The organism is Caulobacter ginsengisoli, from assembly GCF_030814835.1.
GTDB classification, from domain to species: domain Bacteria; phylum Pseudomonadota; class Alphaproteobacteria; order Caulobacterales; family Caulobacteraceae; genus Caulobacter; species Caulobacter ginsengisoli.
Map to the genome: position 1 here is coordinate 24,621 of NZ_JAUSVS010000012.1, position 18,205 is coordinate 42,825.

The window sequence follows — 18,205 nt, forward strand, 5'->3', positions numbered from 1 at the left end:
CCCCCGGTTTCCCTGGCGAAGGCCAGGGCCCAAGCGGAGGGTCCTGAAGGGGCGCGGGCAGGGTGGCCAAGCCCGCTTGGATCCTGGCCTTCGCCAGGAATCTCGGGAAGGGTAAGCATGGCGCCGCCCCCTACGTGGGCGGAGCTTTAGGCCGCCTCGCTCACCGCGCAGGCCTGGGCCAGGGCGTCGAACAGGGCCGGGGCCGAGAGCGGCTTGGTCAGGTGGCCGTCGGCGCCGGCGGCGCGGGAGGCGGCCAGGTGTTCGGGCAGGGCGTTGGCCGACAGGCCCCAGATCGGGGTCGGCCGGGCGCCTCCGAGGGCCTCCTCGGCCCGGATGGCGCGGATGGCGGTCAGGCCGTCCATCACCGGCATCTGCATGTCCATCAGGATGACGTCGAAGCCGCCGGCGCGGGCGGCGTCGACCGCCTGGGCGCCGTCCTCGACGCAGGTCAGCTCGATGTCCAGCCCGGCCAGCATCAGTTCGACCACCCGGCGGTTGATGGCATGGTCCTCGGCCAGCAGCACCCGCGCCGAGCGCTCGGCCAGGGGCGCGGCCGGCGCGGCTGCCGGTTTGGCGACCTCGCTCGCCGCCGCCGGCGGCAGGGGCAGGCGCAGGGTGAAACAGGACCCCTGGCCCGGCTGCGACGTCGCCGACAGCTCGCCGCCCATGGCCCGGGCCAGGCTCCGCGAAATGGCCAGGCCCAGGCCCGTGCCGCCGAAGCGGCGGGTGATCGAGCCGTCGGCCTGTTCGAACCGTTCGAACAGCCGCGCCTTGACCTCGTCGGTGAAGCCGATGCCGGTGTCGGCGACGTCGAACCGGATCTGGCCGTCCTCGGGCCGGACCGACAGGGTCAGCCCCCCCTGGCCGGTGAACTTCACGGCGTTGGACAGCAGGTTGCAGAGGATCTGGCGGATACGAGGGCTGTCGCCCTCGAAGGCGCGCCGCAGTTCGGGGTCGATGCGGACGGTGAAGTCCAGCCCCTTGTCCCGGGCCAGCGGCTCGAACAGGGCGGCCGTGGCGCCGACGCAGGCGTCCAGCGCGAAGGGCTCGGGCTTGAGCTCCAGCCGGCCAGACTCGATGCGCGACAGGTCCAGGATGTCGGAGAGGATGGTCTCCAGCGTCTGGCCGGAGGTCTCGATCAGCTGGACCATCTCGGCCTGGGCAGGGGTCAGTCCGGTGCGGGCCATGGCGGCGGCGACCCCGATCACGCCGTTCAGCGGGGTGCGGATCTCGTGGCTCATATTGGCCAGGAAGTCGCTCTTGGCCTGGTTGGCGGCCTGGGCGGCGTCTCTAGCCGAGGCGATGGTCTGTTCCGAGCGCTTGCGGTCGGTGATGTTCTTCAGGACCCCCAGCACGCCCTCGACCTTGCCCTCGGGCGAGCGGACGAAGTCGGCGCCCGAGAAGGCCCAGACCTCGCGGCCGTCGGCGGGGTTCATGCGGTATTCGGTGCGGAAGGGCTTGCCGGTGGCCAGATGTTCGGCCCAGGCCCCCTTGGCCATCTCGCGGTCGTCGGGGTGGACGGTGACCCACATGTCGTCGGCGATGTCGTCGAAGCTGATCGCGCCTTCGAAGAAGGTGTCCTGGGCGCCCTCGGTGCTGAGGGTGCGCCGGACATAGTCGACCTCGTAGACCAGCACGTCGGCGATCTCGAGGGCCAGCTTGAGCCGCTGCTCCGACTTCTTGGCCCGCTGCAGGGCGGTGACCACGTCGGTGATGTCGGTGGTGGTGATGATCAGCCCGGCGATCTGGCCGTCGGCCAGCCGCCAGGGCGTGACGTCGGCGCGCAGCCAGTGGTCCTCGCCGCCCGGCCGGCGCACCGGCACCAGGTCGGCATTGTGCGTGCCGCCGGCCAGGCAGCGCTCGTAGACGTCGAGATAGTCGGTGTAGGTCGGCGGGAAGAGGTCGCTCATCCGCTGGCCGATGACCTCTTCGCGGCGCTTGCCTTTGTCCTGCAGCCAGCGGGGGCTGACATAGACGTAGCGCATCTCGCGATCGAGCATGGCCAGGGCCACGGCGGTGGAATCGATGATCGAGCGGTTGAGGGCGGTGGCGGTCGCCGCCTCGGCCTCGGCGTCGCTCAGGGCCCGCTGCATGCGCAGCCGCTCGACCGCGTCGGCCAGGATGGCGGCGCACTCGGCCAGCCGGGCGATCAGGGTCTCGTCCCGGGCGCGGGGTTGGCGGTCGGCGACCACCAGGGCCCCGATGCGCGCGCCGCTGGCCAGGATGATGGGCGAGCCGCAATAGAAGCGGATCATCGGGCCGGTCTGGACCCAGGGGTGGTCGGGCGCCTCGAGGCGGGCGTCGTCCATCCAGCGGGCCTGGTCGCTCGCGATGGTCTGGGCGGTGATCGCCGCCTCCAGCGGGCCGATGCTCTCGGGCATGGCCGAGAAGCCCGACTGCCAGACATGGTCCTCCTCGACCAGGACGACATAGGCGTATTCGGCCCCGGCCAGGGCGCTGGCCAGGCGGGTCACCCGGTCGATGGTCGGCCGCAGCTGTTTGAGGTCAAGAGAGCGAAGTTCGGCGAGCCGAACGCTCAATTCATCGCCCCCGATATCGCCCCGCATGTCACGCTCCCCGATCCTGCGCGAAGCAGGATGAGGTCAACGTCGTTAAAATTGCGTGGCGGTATGTCGCATGATTCTGGGTTGCCGCTCAGGCCAGCTTGATCTCTCGCAGCCGCTCCAGAAGGAAGTCGTTGGCGGTGATGGGGGTCGGGTAGCGGTCGGGGCGGTCGGCCGTGACCGTGCCCGGCAGGGTCTTGATCAGATAGTCCGGCGCGAAATGCAGGAAGAAGGGCGTCGAGTAGCGCGCCACGTTGCGGCGTTCCGGCGGCGGGTTGACCACCCGGTGGCTGGTCGAGGGCAGGACGTGGTTGGTGGCCCGCTGCAGCATGTCGCCGATGTTGCAGACCACCGAGCCCGGCGGCGGGTTGATCGGCAACCAGCGGCCGTCGCGGTCCTTGACTTCCAGCCCGCCCTCTTCGGCGCCGAGCAAGAGCGTGATGGCGTTGATGTCCTCATGGGCGCCGGCCCGCACATTGGGCCCGTCGAAGCCCGAGGGCGGATAGTGCAGCAGCCGCAGGATCGAGTTGCCGTCGGCGATGGCGGCGTCGAACAGGTGGCGGTCCAGGCCCAGATAGCAGGCGATGGCCTCCATCACCTGGTGGCCCATGGCGTCCAGGCGCTCGAACAGCCAGGTCAGGTCGCTCTGGAAGCCTTCGATCTCCGAGGGCCAGAGGTTGGGGGGCATGTGGGGCGTGAAGCGATGGCCCGGCGGCAGGTCGCGGCCGACATGCCAGAATTCCTTGAGGTCATAGTGCTCGGCCCCCTTGGCGGTCTCCACGCCGAAGGGGATGTAGCCGCGCTGGCCGTTGCCGCCGGGGACGTTGTATTTCTTCTTCACGGCCTCGGGCAGGGCGAAGAAGGCCTTGGCCTTGTCGATGGCCCGGTCGATGTGGGGCTGGTCCATCGGGTGGTCGCTGATTACCGCGAAGCCGTAGCGGGCGAAGCTGTCCCCTAAGTCCCGGGTGAAGCCGGCGAAGTCGGTCGTGAACCGCTTGAACGAGACGGGTGGGATGGCGGACTGCGGCATGGCGGGACTCCTGGGCGCGACGGCCGGCTCTCTACACCGACAACCGCGCCAGGGGGAGGCCCCAACGCGCCTCCTCTCCTCTCCGAGGAGAGGTCGACTCTGAGCGCGCCAGCGCGAAGAGCGGGTGAGGAGACAGATCGGCGAAAGCGTGTCGGGGGAAACACCCTGCGCCGGCGGAAGGCCGAACCGCCGCAAGGGCTCCCCCTCCGGGGACGCCGCCTTCGGCGTGTCCCTCGCTCCCCCTCGCAAGCGAGGGGGAGAGTTATGCCCCGGACTCCCACCCCTCCCGCTCGGCTTCCTCGCGGATGTCCTCGTCGCGGCCGGAGGTTTCCCAGCCGTCGGCGCCCTCCGGCTTCATGCGTTCCAGGTCGGCGGCCAGCAGCTTGTTCATGGTGTCCTGGGCGTCGCGGCTGGCCAGCATGTAGGCCTCGGTCTGGCCCCAGATCGGGCGCAGCTCCTCGAAGGTGCGGCGGTCGTGGCGGCGGAAGAAGTCGGCCGCGCGCTGGGCCCGGTGAGCGCGGAAGCCCAGCTTGCGCAGGGCCGTGACGCCGAGCGCCAGGCTGGCCTCGAAGGTCTCGCGCTCGACCGCGTCGGCGCCGTTGGCCAGGAGGTCATAGGCGTGGCGGCGGTCGAAGGCCCGGGCCAGGATGATGATGTTGGGGAAGGCCTTGCGGGCCCGCTCGACCAGTTCGCTGGTCTTGGCCTGGTCGTCCAGGGCGACGATCAGCATCCTGGCCTTCTCGGCCCCGGCGGCCCGCAGCAGGTCGAGGCGCGTGGCGTCGCCATAGTGCACCGGGCGGCCGAAGCGGCGCAGCAGCTCGATCTGCTCGATGTCGCTGTCCAGCACGGTGGAGCGGAAGCCGTTGGCGGTCAGCATGCGGCCGGCGATCTGACCGAAGCGGCCGAAGCCGGCGATGATGATGTCGGGCTCGCCCTCCTCGAAGACCGGGTCGGGGATGGCGGGGGCCACCACATGGGCGTCCAGCCAGCGGGCGATGCGCTCATAGGCGATGACGGTCAGCGGGGTGAAGGCCATCGACATGGCGACGGCGGCGGTCAGCAGGCTGGCCAGCTTTGGGTCGATCACCCCGGCGCCCACCGTGAAGGCCAGCAGCACGAAGGCGAACTCGCCGCCCTGGGCCAGGGCGACTCCCACGGCCGAGGCGACGCGGTTGGAGGCGCCGCCGATCTTGGCCAGGCTGAACATCACGGTGAACTTCAGGGTCATCAGCCCCAGCACCACGCCCAGCAGCAGCAGGGGCTGGGTGAGGATCAGCGGCACGTCGATCTGGGCGCCGACGGTGATGAAGAACAGGCCCAGCAGCAGGCCCCGGAAGGGCTCGATGTCGGTCTCCAGCTCGCGGCGGAATTCGCTCTCGGCCAGGACGACGCCGGCGAGGAAGGCGCCCAGGGCGGCGGAGAGGCCGACCATCTGCATCAAGGCCGCGACCCCCACCACGATCAGCAGGGCCGAGGCGGTGAAGATCTCGCGCAGGCGGGCCTGGGCGATGAAGCGGAACATCGGTCTGACCGCGAACCGGCCGACCCCGATGACGGTGGCGACGGCGGCCAGCACGGCCAGGGTCTGCAGCCAGGCGGGCAGGCTGGAGATCAGGCTGCCGGTCCCGTGCGCCTGGACCGCGCCGGTGACCACCGGGGCGTGGGTGGCCAGCAGCGGGAGGAGGGCGAAGAGCGGAATGACCGACAGGTCCTGCAGCAGCAGCACCCCGAAGGCGGCCCGGCCGATGGCTCCCTGGCGCAGGCCCTTCTCGTCCAGGGTCTGCAGGACGATGGCGGTGGAGGACATGGCCAGGACCAGGCCGACGGCCAGCGCCGTGCGCCAGTCCAGGCCCAGGAGGGTGGCGGCGGCGGCGATGGCGAAGGCGGTGGCCAGCACCTGGGCCCCGCCCAGGCCGAAGATGGTCTTGCGCATCGACCACAGCAGGGCCGGCCGGACCTCCAGACCGATCAGGAAAAGCAGGATGACCACGCCGAACTCGGCGAACTTCATCACGTCGGCCTGCTCGCCGACCAGCGACAGGGCATAGGGGCCGATGATCAGCCCGGCGATCAGGTAGCCCAGCACCGAGCCCAGTCCCAGCCGCTTGGCCGCCACCACCGAGACGACGCCGGCGCTTAGATAGACCAGGGCCTGGATGAGGAAGGATTGCGCGTGCATCAGGCCTTCACCTTGCGGCCCGGTTTGGGGACCTGGGTCAGCGACACCAGCCGCTGGCGGTAGAACTCGGCCTTCATGGCCAGGCCCTTCTCGTCCTTCAATGGCGCGCCATGCACCACGAAGGGGTTTTCCCAGGTCATGCCGCACAGATGGGCGGTCTGCTCCAGCGGGCGCAGGAATTCCTCCATGGTGAAGCGGTTGTAGCCACGCTTGTGATAGGCCTCGGCCGGTCCGCCGGTGGTGCAGGCGACGAAGAGGCGCTTGCCCAACAGCTTGTCGCCGCCCTTGCCGTAGGCGAAGCCGTGCAGCCAGACCAGGTCCAGCCACTCCTTCATCAGGGCCGGGGTGGAATACCAGTACATCGGGAACTGCAGGGCGATGACGTCGTGGGCCAGCAGACGGGCCTGCTCGGCCTCCACGTCGATCACATAGTCGGGATAGGTCTCATAGAGGTCGTGGAAGGTAATGGCCTCCATCTCCTCCGCCACTTTCGACAGCACCAGGTTGGCCCGCGAGCGCTCCAGCGCCGGGTGGGCGAAGACGAGCAGGACCGAGGCTTCGCCCTCCGATTGGCTCATGGTATCAGCCTTGCTCACGCAGCCTCCCGGTTATTCATCAAGACTTGAATTTCAATCTCGCACCTGCGAGATGAGCCGGCTTTCGCAACAGGAGCGTTCATGGTCGACAAGGTTCGCAAGGACGGCGCGGAGGCCCTGGCCGGGCTTCTGAAGGACGGCATGACCATCATGGCCGGCGGGTTCGGCCTGTGCGGCATTCCCGAGAACCTGATCGCCGCGATCCGGCTGGCGGGGACGAAGGATCTCACGGTGATCTCCAACAACTGCGGGGTCGACGGCTTCGGCCTGGGCATCCTGCTGGAGAACCGCCAGATCCGGAAGATGGTCAGCTCCTATGTGGGGGAGAACAAGCTGTTCGAACAGCTCTACCTCTCCGGAGACCTGGAACTGGAGTTCAATCCGCAGGGGACCCTGGCCGAACGCATCCGGGCCGGCGGGGCGGGCATCCCGGCCTTCTTCACCAAGACCGGGGTCGGCACCCTGGTGGCCGAGGGCAAGGAGACCCGCGAGTTCGAGGACGGCCTCTATGTCATGGAGCGTTGGCTGAAGGCGGATCTGGCCATCGTCAAGGCCTGGAAGGGCGACGCCGAGGGCAACCTGATCTATCGGAAGACCGCCCGGAACTTCAATCCGATGATGGCCACAGCCGGCGCCGCCACGGTCGCCGAGGTCGAGCATATCGTCGAGATCGGCGCGCTCGATAAGGACAACATCCACACCCCGGGCATCTTCGTCGACCGGCTGTTCAAGGGCGCGGTGTTCGAAAAGCGCATCGAGCGCGTCACCACCCGCGACCGGGAGACTGTGTAATGGCCTGGACCCGCGACGAGATGGCGGCCCGCGCCGCCCAGGAGCTGCAGGACGGCTTCTATGTGAACCTGGGGATCGGCATTCCGACCCTGGTGGCCAACTACATCCCCGAGGGGATGCATGTGACCCTGCAGTCCGAGAACGGCATGCTGGGCATGGGCCCCTTCCCCTATCCGGGCGAAGAGGACGCCGATCTGATCAACGCCGGCAAGCAGACCATCACCGAGCTGGCCAGCTCGTCCTATTTCAGCTCGGCCGATAGCTTCGGCATGATCCGCGGCGGCCATATCGCCCTGTCGATCCTGGGCGGCATGCAGGTGGCCGAGAATGGCGACCTGGCCAACTGGATGGTGCCGGGCAAGATGGTCAAGGGCATGGGCGGGGCCATGGACCTGGTGGCCGGCGTGCGCCGGGTGGTGGTGGTCATGGACCACTGCGAGAAGACCGGGGCCTCCAAGTTCCTGAAGGCCTGCACCTTGCCGATCACCGGCGCCGGGGTGGTGGACCTGCTGATCACCGAGCTTGGCGTGTTCGACGTTGGCCGGGGGGCCGGGGTCAAGGTGGTGGAGTTGGCCCCGGGCGTTACGCTGGACGAGGTCAGGGCCAAGACCGAGGCGACGATCGGCTAGCTAGCGCGCCACCGGCCTGAACCCCTCGCCCAGGATCACCGACATCCGGCGGACGCAGCGGTTGTCGTAGTGGGCTGGGGTCTCCTTGGGCTTCTGGGCGCAGGGCAGGCTGAGGAAGTCGCGGGTGGTGCGGACCACCGAGGCGGCCGCGAAATCCTGCGAGATGGCGCCGACGTTGCGGCCCTCGAAGCTGGCGACGATGACCCGGCGGCCCTGGGCCGGGGTCAGGGGCGACTCGGCCTCGGCCTGGTTGCCGGCCTCGGCCCGCTTGACCCACATCCGCAGGGGCAGGGCGTCCGGGCGGCTGAAATAGTCCCGCTGGTAATAGGCCATGGTGTTGAACAGGAAGCGGTTGTCGACGGCGATGGCGGTCAGGCCGCCGTTGGCCGCCGCCAGGTCCGCCTCGTCGAGGATGGCCTCGCTCATAGCCTTCCAGCCGCGCACCCGCTTGATGCTGTTGGCGAAGCCGGCCTTGTCGATCAGCCGGGGATTGGCCAGGCCGATTTCGACGGCCACGACCAGCAGGCCCTGCAGGCCGATGGCGATGGCGAGGAGAACCGGCGCCACGCGCCGCCAGCGACCGGGCCAGGGCCGGGTCAGCAGGGCGGCGGCCAGCACCGAGCCGGCCACATAGGCGCTGGCGGCCCAGTTGTCGTTGGCGCGCGAGATGAAGGCCTGGACGGTCACCACCAGCAGCGGCGGCAGGGTGAGGCAGGCCAGCAGCAGGTCAGGCCCGGCCAGCTTGCGGCGCACGGCCAGCAGGATGAGCCCGCCCAGCAAGACGGCGAAGGGGATGGGGCCGAACACCCCGAACTGCGCGCCCAGGAAGCTGGCCATCTCGCCGGGATTGAACAGCCTGCCGGCCCCCCAGTCGGCATTGGCCGCGGTGTGGCCGACCGTGGCGAAGTGGTGGGCGGCGTTCCAGATCAGGTTGGGGGCCAGGACCAGCAGGAAGACGCCGATCGTTGTCCCCGCCGCCTTGAGGGTCCAGGCCTGGCGGGCCTGGGAAGACAGGGCCAGGTGCAGGACGATGCCGATCACCGCGTAGAGGGCGGCGTATTTGCTGAGCATGGCCAGGCCCAGCGCCGCGCCCAGGCCCGCGGCCGCGCGAATCTTAAAGTCCGTACTCTGATGAGTGGCATAGGCCAGCAGGGCCAGGGCCAGGAAGCAGAGCAGCGGGGCGTCGGTCGAGATGATGAAGGACGACTGCTGCACGCCCGGCATCAGGCTGTAGAGGGCCGCCGCGGCCGCGCCCGTCCAGGGGCCGTAGAGCTTTCGTCCCGCCCCGAACAGGGCCAGGGCCGCGACGAAATGGAAGAGGGGGGCGGAGAGGCGCACGAAGGCCTCGGCGTTGCCCGCCGTGGTGGTCAGCGCGATGGCCCAGGCGATCATCGGCGGCTTGGAGAAGTAACCAAAGTCCAACTTTCGCGACCACAGCCAGTACTGGGCCTCGTCGGGGTAGATTTCCAGCGGCGAGGCGAAAAGCACCGCCACACGGAGCAATGTCAGGGCGACCAGCGCCCAGAGGCAAAGCCGCAAGCCCTTTTCCAGGTTGGGATTGCCGCTCAACGGGGTTGTGGCGTCGGTCACACGGCCTCCGAGAATCGGCGCGGGAAACAGCTTTGCGCCGGACGCTCCTTCTACAGGCGAACCGCCCCGGGAGTGTCGCAAACTTGCGACAAGTCGCCTCAAAACCGCCCCGAAGTGTTAATGCCGCTTGCCTTGCTGCAGCGCACCCATACAAGGAATTCTATAGGCGTCATGATCCGCAGGGGGTCACCGAAGCTTCGCAAACCCACGCTAAAGGCGATGGACCGCGGGGCTGGGAACTCAAAGCAATTGGCCGGCGTCGGGATAAGAGGGGTTACTCAAATGATGTTGATGAATAGGCTCGCCGGCGGCGCCGCGCTGTCCGTGCTGGCGCTGGCCATGTCGACCGCCGTCTATGCCCAGGAAACCACGGGCGGCGTCCGCGGCCAGATCACCGACGACGCCGGCGCGCCCGTGGCCGGCGCCACGGTGACGATCACCCACGTTCCCACCGGTTCGGTGCAGACCACCATGTCCGGGGATAATGGCTTCTTTTCGGCCCGCGGCCTGCGCGTCGGCGGTCCATATACAATTTCGGCGACGGCCCCCGGTCATGACCCCCAGCAGACCACGGTTGCTTCCATCGGCGTCGGCGACCCCGCCGAGGTCGATCTGCTGCTCGCGAACTCCGGCGCCACCGTCGGCGAACTGATCGTCACCGCCTCTTCGTCCACCAAGCCCACCCAGGGCACGGGCACCAACTTCTCTGGCTCTCAGGTGCAGGCCCTGCCCTCGATCTCCCGCGACCTGAAGGACGTCGCCCGGGCCGACCCGTTCGCCGTGGTCCAGGACCCGGACAACCAGGACGCCCTCTCCTTCGGCGGCGTCAACACCCGCTTCAACCAGCTGACCGTCGACGGCATCCGCCAGAACGACGACTTCGGCCTCAACAACAACGGCTATCCGACCCAGCGCTCGCCGATCTCGATCGACGCCGTCGAAGGCGTCCAGGTCTCGATCGCGCCCTACAGCGTACTGAACAACGGCTTCCTCGGCGGCTCGATCAACGCGGTCACCAAGTCGGGCGGCAACAACTTCAGCGGCTCGCTGTTCTACGAGAAGACCGACGCCAAGCATAAGGGCGACACGATCCGCGGCAACCCCGTCAAACTGACCTTCGAGGAGACCACCAAGGGCGGGACCTTTGGCGGCCCGATCATCAAGGACAAGCTGTTCTTCTTCCTGTCCTACGACGAGTTCGAGGGGATCTTCAACCTTGACCAGGGGCCGGCCGATTCGGACAAGACGACCCTGATCCCGCGCATCACCACCGGCGCCATCGACACCTTCCAGGCCGCGACCCAGTCGGTCTACAACTATGATCCGGGCACGTGGGTGGACGGCGCTCCGCCGGTGTCGGACAAGAAATTCCTGGCCAAGGTCGACTGGAACATCACCAACGATCAGCGCGCCTCGCTGACCTACCAGAAGACCGAGGGCAACTCGTTCAACGGCTCGACCTCGTCGACCTTCGCCTCGGGCAACAGCACCACCCAGCCGCAGATCGGCCTGGAATCGCGCCAGTATGACAAGAACGAGCTGCTGACGACCTACAACCTGCAGGTCAACTCGCAGTGGACGCCGGACTTCTCGACCCAGCTTCGGGTGGGCTGGAAGGAGACCGAGACCAGCCAGATTCCGCTGAAGGGCCTGGACGTCGGGCAAACCCAGGTGACCGTGACCGACCTGCCCGGCGTTCTCGCCGGCGCCGGCACCCCGCGCATCCAGTTCGGCGCCGACACCTTCCGGCACGACAACTATCTCGACGTCAAGACCACCAACATCGAGTTCTACGGCCGCTACAGCTGGGGGGCGAACGACTTCCTGGCCGGGATTCGGACCGAAGAACTGCAGGTCTTCAACGTCTTCGTCGCCAACTCTATCGGCAGCTACACCTTCAGCAGCTACACCAACTTCCTCAACCGGACGGCCCAGAGCTTCACGCTGACCGGCGCCGTCGATCCGACCGGCGGCACCGTGCCGGCGACGACCGGCACCGCCCGCGATGGCGCGGCGCAGTTTAAATACCGGCTGAACTCGCTCTATTTCGAGGACACCTACCAGTTCAGCGACACCATCCGCATTCTCGGCGGTCTGCGTTACGATTGGTATTCGATGGACAGCCTGCCCACCGAAAACACCAACTTCTTCTCGCGGGAAGGCTTCTCCAACCGCCAGAACCTGGACGGCGTCAGCATTCTCCTGCCGCGGATCTACGTGACCTGGGACCCCAGTGACAAATGGGACCTCAGCGCGGGCTTCGGGCGGTTCTCCAGCCAGGGCCTGAACGTCTGGATCTCCAACCCCTTCGCCAATGACGGGGTGCGCCAGACCAACGCCGTCTGCCCCGCCGGCCCCTATCTCAACGTCGACCTGCGCCAGGCGCCGGCCGGCTGCACCTTCACGCCCGGCAACGGCAACGTGAACGTCATGGATCCGGACTTCAAGATTCCGTCGGTCTGGAAGAGCACCTTCTCGGCCGCCTATACGACGGACCTGCCCTTCCTGGGCGAGGACTGGCGCTTCCAGTTCGACTATGTCTACGCCAAGAACAAGGACGCCCTGTACTGGTACGACCTGCGCGCCGTTCAGGCGGCCGGGCCCAACGGCGTGGCCCCGGACGGCCGTCCGGTCTACACCCGCTCGACCACCGGCACCATCGGCGCGAACGTCTTCGACATGATGCTGACCAACACCGATGTGGGCATTTCCAAATCGGCGGCCTTCAGTGTGTCCAAGTCCTGGAACGACGGTTATCTCGACGGCCTGTCGATGCGGTTGGCCTACACCAACACCCACGCGACCGACGCCAACCCGATGACCAGCTCCATCGCCGATTCGAGCTTCGTGCGCTTTGCCTCGTCGGACCACAACCACCCGGGCGCCGCGACGTCCGACTATGAAATCCGTGACCGCTACACGGTGACCCTGGACTATCATCGCAAGTTCTTCGGCGACTACGAGACCGGCGTCACCCTGTTCGGCCAGCGGAGGAGCGGCACGCCGTTCAGCTATACCTTCGGCAACAGCCGGACCGGCAACTTCGACAACGACTTCGGCAACCTGGTCACCCAGACCTACAGCGGCCTGCAGGCCACCTCGAACCAGCTGCTCTATGTGCCGGCCAAGGACGCCAGCGGCGACGTCACCCTGACGAGCGATCCCAAGGTCCACTACGCCCCCGGTTTCGATATCGCCAGCTTCAACGCCTTCCTGAAGACCAGCGGCCTGATCGGCTATGCCGGCAAGATCGCGCCGCGCAACGGCTTCACCGTCCATGACGTGACCACGGTCGACATCCACCTCAGCCAGGAGCTGCCGGCCTTCTTCCCGGGCGGCGCCAAGTTCCAGGCCTATATGGACATCGAAAACATCGGCAACATGCTCAATGACGAGTGGGGCGTGCTGGATCAGTACACCTTCTATCGCGGCGTGCCCGTGGTGAACGTGAGTTGCAGCGGCGGAGTGGGAACCACCTGCGGCGGCGCGCCCTTCTACACCTACTCCGGCCTCGGAGCCGGCGGCTCGTTCAGCGTGCCCAAGCCCTTCACGGTGACCAACCCGTCGCTGTGGCAGGTCAAGCTGGGCATCCGCTACCGGTTCTGATCCCGTCATCGACACTGACAGGGGAAGGGCGGTCCGGCGACGGGCCGCCCTTTTCCTTTGCCATCTTGACGACAGCCTTCGCTGAGGCCACTTGCGCAGCCCCATGACCACGCCCCTCGTTCCCGCCGAATGGTCCCCGCATCGCGCCATGTGGCTGGGTTTCCCCAGCCATGGCGAGTTGTGGGAGGACAACCTCGAACCCGCCCAGGACGAGGTCGCCGCCCTGGCCCGCGCCCTGGCCGGTCCCGGCGGCGAGCGGGTGCGGCTGATGGTCTGCGGCGACGAAGCGGAAGCCGCCGCCCGGGCGCGTCTGGACGGGGTGGCGGGCGTCGAGTTCGTGCGGGGCCTGTTCGGCGACATCTGGCTGCGCGACACCGGCCCGCTGTTCACCGCCGACGGGACGGCCCAGGCCTTCGGCTTCAACGGCTGGGGCGGCAAATACCAGCTCGAGGGCGACGAGGCGGTGGCCGGCCAGATCGCCGCCGCCGCCGGGGCGCCGCTGAACGTCCACGACTTCATCCTGGAGGGCGGGGCGCTCGACCATGACGGCCTGGGCACGGTGCTGACCACGCGCCAGTGCCTCCTCAACCCCAACCGCAACCCCGGCTGGGACCAGGCCGCCGCCGAGGCCGCCCTGACGGCGGCGCTGGGGGCCCGCAAGGTGCTGTGGCTGGGCGATGGCCTGCGCAACGATCACACCGACGGCCATGTCGACAACCTGGCCCGCTTCGTCGCCCCCGGCGTGGTGGCCTGTCCGGTGGCGGTCGGCCGGGCCGACCCCAACACCGACCTCTATGGCGAGACCGCCCGCCTGTTGTCGGGCATGACCGACGCGCGCGGCGCGGCGCTGACGGTCATGCGCATTCCCTCTCCCGGCTGGACCGAGGACAGCCATGGCGACATGGTTCCCGCCAGCCACATGAACTTCCTGATCGCCAACGGGGCTGTCATCGTCCCGATCTATGACGAAAAGATCGGCGAATACGCCCTGGCCGCCCTGCGCAGCCTGTTTCCCGAGCGCCAGGTCATCGGCCTGCCGTCCAGGGCCATCCTGACCGGCGGCGGCTCGTTCCACTGCATCAGCCAGCAGGAGCCCGCCTGATGAGCCGCATGCTGACCCTCGCCGCCCTGCAGACCGGCTACGGGACGGACCTGGCCGCCAACATCGCCGTGACCGCCGACCTGATCCGCCAGGCCGCCGACAGGGGCGCCCAGGTCATCCTGCCGTCGGAACTGTTCCAGGGGCCGTATTTCTGCGTCGCCCAGGAGGAGCGCTGGTTCCAGGAGGCCCATCCCTGGCGCGAGCATCCCTGCGTCACCGCCCTGGCCCCGCTGGCCGGGGAGCTGGGCGTGGTGCTGCCGATCTCGATCTTCGAGCGCGAGGGGCCGCACTATTTCAACAGCCTGGTGATGGCCGACGCCGATGGCTCCCTGCTGGGCGTCTACCGCAAGAGCCATATCCCCGACGGGCCGGGCTATATGGAGAAATACTATTTCAAGCCGGGCGACACCGGCTTCAAGGTCTGGGACACCCGCTTTGGCCGCATCGGCGTGGGCGTCTGCTGGGACCAGTGGTACCCGGAGGCCGCCCGGGCCATGGCCCTGATGGGGGCCGAGGCCCTGCTCTATCCGACCGCCATCGGCTCGGAGCCGCACGACCCGACGCTCGACACCGCCCTGCCCTGGCGCCGCGCCATGCAGGGCCACGCGGTCAGCAACGTCATCCCGGTGGTCGGGGCCAACCGCACCGGCTTCGAGCCCTGGGACGGCTATCCGGGCGGCGGCCAGCATTTCTACGGCTCCAGCTTCATCGCCGACCATCGCGGCGACCTGGTCGGCGACCTGGGCCGCGATGAAGTGGGCGTGACGACCGCCAGCTTCGACCTGGACTTCCTGGCCCGCCACCGCGCCGCCTGGGGCTTCTTCCGCGACCGCCGGCCGGATCTCTATGGATCGCTGACGGCGCCCCGGCCCGCGTGATGATCAAGACCGAACGCCTGATCCTGCGCAATTGGCGCGAAGAGGACGTCGAGCCCTTCGCCGCCATGGGCCAGGACCCGGAGGTGATGCGGCACTTCCCGGCCCTGCTGAGCCACGACGAGTCCGTGGCGACCTTCCATCGGGCGCGCGGCAAGATCGCCGACCGCGGCTACGGCTTCTGGGCGCTGGAGCGCAGGAGCGACGGCGTCTTCCTGGGCTTCACGGGCATCCAGGACTATAGCCCCGACCTGCCGCTGACCGGCATAGAGGCCGGCTGGCGGCTGGCCCGCCATGCCTGGGGCCAGGGCTATGCCAGCGAGGCGGCCCGGGCGGCCCTGGCCTTCGCCTTCGAGACGCTAAACGCGCCGGAGGTCTCGGCCATCACCGCCACAAGCAACCTGCAAAGCCAGGCGGTCATGCGCCGCATCGGCATGACGGCGAGGCCGGAGCTGGACTTCGACCACCCCAGCCTGGCCAAGGACAGTCCACTGCTGCGGCACGTCGTCTACGCGATCGCTCAGCCCTAGACCCTTTCAGGTTTTGATGATTTCATCAAAACCTGACAAAAAGGGTCTAGATTCAAAAGTTTAGAGCATGTCCGGGCGGGCGAACCGCATACACTTCGCCCTAACATGCTCTAGCCCGGCGGATAGAGGCCCGGCGCCATATAGGACTCGAAGGCGCAGAAGGGCCGCTCGGGATCGCCGATCCGCGCCTTGAAGCCCTCGGGCCCGAAAGTCTTGGCGAAGACCTCCTTGACCTTGGCGTAGTCGGGCGGGGCGCTCTTCTTGCCGGGCATGATGGTCAGGGTGGCGTGGCTGTCGCAAGGATAGAGGTCGAGGAACCAGGAGGCCTTGCCGCCGCCGCCCAGGCCCATGCTTTCGACCGCCAGGTCCAGGGTCACCGCGCCGGTGACGAACATGCCGCCGTCCTTGGGTCGGGCGACGAACAGCATCCGCCGCTGGAAGACCCCCTGTTGCAGGTCCAGGTCATAGACGTCGACCACGGCCGCCTCGGTCTCGAACCGCTCGCGCAGGCGGCCCTTGAAGGGGCCGGCCGGGTCGGTCAGCCGGGTGGCGGCCAGGTCGAGGAGGCGGTCGCGGGCGGCGGTGAAGGCGGGGACGTCGCCCAGCCGGGCCCGGGCCGCCAGCTCGATCCACAGCGCGACCGGCTTGATGTCATCGGTGTCGGGCAGGTTGAGGGCCGTCAGCTCGTCCAGAGCGCCGGCCGCGTCGCCGTTCTGCAGCCGGGCCTCGGCATGCACGGTCCCGATCAGACGGCCCATGGCGCCGTCGCCGCAGGCCGCCTTGAGCGCCTGGAAATGCGGTTCGGCCGCCGCCAGCCCACCGCTCTTCAGCCCAGCCTTGGCCGCCTCCCAGTGCTGGTCGTAGGCGGCGCGGCAAGCGGGCGGCGGCGGACCCTCCGCGGCCCGGGCGGGCAGTCCGGCGCCCAGGGCCAGCAGGCCGGCCAGGCCAAGGACGATCGACAATCGGTTCATGCGCCGCATCCCTCGGGCGGACCCAGCTTCCTCGCCGCGGCGATCTCGTCCCGCGCCTTGGCGAGGTCGGCCATGAAGCCGGGATCGGCGTGCAGGCGGGCCACCAGGGCCGAGCCCAGGTCGCGGCCGGCGTCGACATCGCTCTGCCAGTGCACCCCGCAGATCACCCGGCTGTCGCCGAAGTCGCGGCCGCGGGCGACCAGCTGGCTGGAGCGGTCCGGGACCAGTTCGGCCAGCACCAGGCCCCAGCTCCAGCCGATCAGGCTGTGGCCGGAGGGGTAGGAGCCGTTGGTGTAGATCCAGGTCTCGCGCGGCACGCAGATCTGCTTGTTGTTGCCCACCGGCGGGCGCTTGCGGTCGTAGCGGTCCTTGATCGGGCTGTAGACCGGCGCGGCGTCGGCCTCGATGCGCAGCATCATGCGGGCCAGGACCGGGGTCGTGTCCGGCCCGATCCTGACCCCGGCCGCGCAGCCATAGCTCTTCCAGGCCTCGCCGCCCGACAGGTCGGCGTCGCGCTGGGCCATCGTCCAGCGGGCCGAGCCGGCCAGGTCCCGGGTCGCTTCGAACCGGGCCTTGTCGGCCTTGCCGGTCTTGGAGCCCGGGGTCGGCGGCGGTCCCAGGATCTTCAGAGCGTCCGGCGCGCCGCCGTCTGGCAGATAGCCCTTGGGCGGGACCTTCCAGTCCCTGGAGCTGACCGGCGTCGGAGGCTGGTCGAAGGGGCCCACGCCCGGCCGGGGGCCGGCCAGCGGCCAGACCGAGGGCATGACCGAGCAGGCCGCCAGCGCCAGGAGGGGCAGCCCGCCCACGGCCAGGCCGGTCCATGATTTTCGCAACTTCATCCGCCGAGTGGTCCCCAGGCGAGCGGAAACGTCAACCCAGTTGGGTCTTGCCGTTGCGGATCACCGTGACGCCCCGTTCCTTGACCCGGGCTTCGAAGCTGACCACGTCGCCGTCCTTCCACAGATCGACGGTGATGGTCTCGCCGGGAAAGACCGGGCTGGAGAAGCGCACCTGGTGGCTCTTCACCCTGGCCGGGTCGAAATCGCAATAGGCCTGCAGCACAGCCCGGCAGGTGATGCCGTAGGTGCAGAGGCCGTGCAGGATAGGGCGAGGGAAGCCGGCGGCCTTGGCGATCCTGGGGTCGCTGTGCAGCGGATTGCGGTCGCCCGACAGGCGGTAGATCAGCGCCTGGTTGGGCTGGGTCGGGAAGTCGAGCGACAGGTCGGCGGGACGATCCGGAACCTTGTGCGGCTCGGGCGCGCCTTCCGAGGGGCCGCCGAAGCCGCCGTCGCCGCGGGCGAAGGTGGCCCCGGTCAGGGTGGCGATCTTGCTGCCGTCCTTCTGGTCGCGAAGGATGGTCTCGGAGACGATCACGGCCCCCTTGTCGGCCCCCTTGTCATAGGCCCCGATGATCCGGCCTTCGGCGGTGATGGCCGCCTCGGTGGGCATGGGCTTGTGGAATTCGACCTTCTGCTCGCCGTGCACGACCATCAGGTAGTTGATGCCCATCTTGGGGCCGCCGGGCCCCGCGCCCCAGGCCACGACGGTGGCCAGGCTCGGGACGGCCTTGAGGCCGCTTTCGTAGACGAAGGGCAGCTCCTGCTCGTTCATCGGGTCCGAGCCCAGGCCGATGCCCAGGGCATAGAGCATGGTCTCGCGGTCGCCCCAGGCGAACGTCTGGCCCTCGCTCTTCAGGTCCAGGATCTCGGGATAGGCGATGGGCATGGCGCTTCCTCGTCAG

The 18,205-nt window shown here is 68.5% G+C and carries 14 protein-coding genes; 6 read left to right on the forward strand and 8 right to left on the reverse strand.

Going from position 1 to position 18,205, the window contains the following annotated elements; all coding sequences use genetic code 11:
• Positions 1-146: 146 nt before the first annotated feature.
• The 4 genes from QO010_RS21425 to QO010_RS21440 form a co-directional block, all read right to left on the reverse strand.
• Positions 147-2,540, reverse strand: a complete 2,394-nt coding sequence (locus QO010_RS21425) for an ATP-binding protein (RefSeq protein WP_307352603.1) — start codon at positions 2,538-2,540, stop codon at positions 147-149.
• Positions 2,541-2,655: 115 nt separating this feature from the next.
• Complete coding sequence (locus QO010_RS21430; RefSeq protein WP_307352605.1) at positions 2,656-3,594, reverse strand: isopenicillin N synthase family dioxygenase; 939 nt, start codon at positions 3,592-3,594, stop codon at positions 2,656-2,658.
• 262 nt (positions 3,595-3,856) lie between these two features.
• Positions 3,857-5,773 (reverse strand): monovalent cation:proton antiporter-2 (CPA2) family protein, encoded by a 1,917-nt coding sequence (locus QO010_RS21435; protein WP_307352606.1) that lies wholly within the window; start codon positions 5,771-5,773, stop codon positions 3,857-3,859.
• Positions 5,773-6,351, reverse strand: coding sequence for an NAD(P)H-dependent oxidoreductase (locus QO010_RS21440; RefSeq protein ID WP_307352738.1), 579 nt, complete (start codon positions 6,349-6,351; stop codon positions 5,773-5,775). Before QO010_RS21440 ends, QO010_RS21435 begins: the two co-directional genes overlap by 1 nt.
• A gap of 99 nt (positions 6,352-6,450) precedes the next feature.
• On the opposite strand from QO010_RS21440, the gene QO010_RS21445 reads away from it, so the two are divergent.
• Together QO010_RS21445 and QO010_RS21450 are read left to right on the forward strand one after the other, a co-directional pair.
• Positions 6,451-7,161, forward strand: coding sequence for a CoA transferase subunit A (locus QO010_RS21445; RefSeq protein WP_307352607.1), 711 nt, complete (start codon positions 6,451-6,453; stop codon positions 7,159-7,161).
• Positions 7,161-7,790 (forward strand): 3-oxoacid CoA-transferase subunit B, encoded by a 630-nt coding sequence (locus QO010_RS21450; RefSeq protein WP_307352608.1) that lies wholly within the window; start codon positions 7,161-7,163, stop codon positions 7,788-7,790. Before QO010_RS21445 ends, QO010_RS21450 begins: the two co-directional genes overlap by 1 nt.
• Here QO010_RS21450 and QO010_RS21455 read toward each other — a convergent pair whose 3' ends face one another.
• Positions 7,791-9,380 carry an ArnT family glycosyltransferase gene (locus QO010_RS21455; protein ID WP_307352609.1) on the reverse strand — a complete coding sequence of 530 codons (1,590 nt, stop codon included), beginning with the start codon at positions 9,378-9,380 and terminating at the stop codon, positions 7,791-7,793.
• Between the two features lie 291 nt (positions 9,381-9,671).
• Between QO010_RS21455 and QO010_RS21460 the strand changes: the two genes are divergently transcribed.
• The 4 genes from QO010_RS21460 to QO010_RS21475 all read left to right on the forward strand — a co-directional run bounded on the left by QO010_RS21460 (position 9,672) and on the right by QO010_RS21475 (position 15,493).
• Positions 9,672-12,986 (forward strand): TonB-dependent receptor, encoded by a 3,315-nt coding sequence (locus QO010_RS21460; RefSeq protein WP_307352610.1) that lies wholly within the window; start codon positions 9,672-9,674, stop codon positions 12,984-12,986.
• A gap of 103 nt (positions 12,987-13,089) precedes the next feature.
• Positions 13,090-14,088, forward strand: a complete 999-nt coding sequence (locus QO010_RS21465) for an agmatine deiminase family protein (protein ID WP_307352611.1) — start codon at positions 13,090-13,092, stop codon at positions 14,086-14,088.
• Complete coding sequence (gene aguB, locus QO010_RS21470; protein WP_307352612.1) at positions 14,088-14,966, forward strand: N-carbamoylputrescine amidase; 879 nt, start codon at positions 14,088-14,090, stop codon at positions 14,964-14,966. Before QO010_RS21465 ends, aguB begins: the two co-directional genes overlap by 1 nt.
• Complete coding sequence (locus QO010_RS21475) at positions 14,966-15,493, forward strand: GNAT family N-acetyltransferase (RefSeq protein WP_307352613.1); 528 nt, start codon at positions 14,966-14,968, stop codon at positions 15,491-15,493. Before aguB ends, QO010_RS21475 begins: the two co-directional genes overlap by 1 nt.
• A gap of 110 nt (positions 15,494-15,603) precedes the next feature.
• On the opposite strand, the gene QO010_RS21480 is transcribed toward QO010_RS21475, so the two are convergent.
• The 3 genes from QO010_RS21480 to QO010_RS21490 are packed head-to-tail and all read right to left on the reverse strand — an operon-like array spanning position 15,604 to position 18,189.
• Positions 15,604-16,464 (reverse strand): hypothetical protein, encoded by an 861-nt coding sequence (locus tag QO010_RS21480; RefSeq protein ID WP_307352615.1) that lies wholly within the window; start codon positions 16,462-16,464, stop codon positions 15,604-15,606.
• Complete coding sequence (locus tag QO010_RS21485) at positions 16,461-17,303, reverse strand: acid phosphatase (RefSeq protein ID WP_307352616.1); 843 nt, start codon at positions 17,301-17,303, stop codon at positions 16,461-16,463. The genes QO010_RS21480 and QO010_RS21485 overlap by 4 nt, the downstream gene beginning before the upstream one ends.
• A 31-nt stretch (positions 17,304-17,334) precedes the next feature.
• On the reverse strand, positions 17,335-18,189 hold the full coding sequence (locus QO010_RS21490) for a MaoC/PaaZ C-terminal domain-containing protein (protein ID WP_307352617.1): 855 nt from the start codon (positions 18,187-18,189) through the stop codon (positions 17,335-17,337).
• Positions 18,190-18,205: the final 16 nt, after the last annotated feature.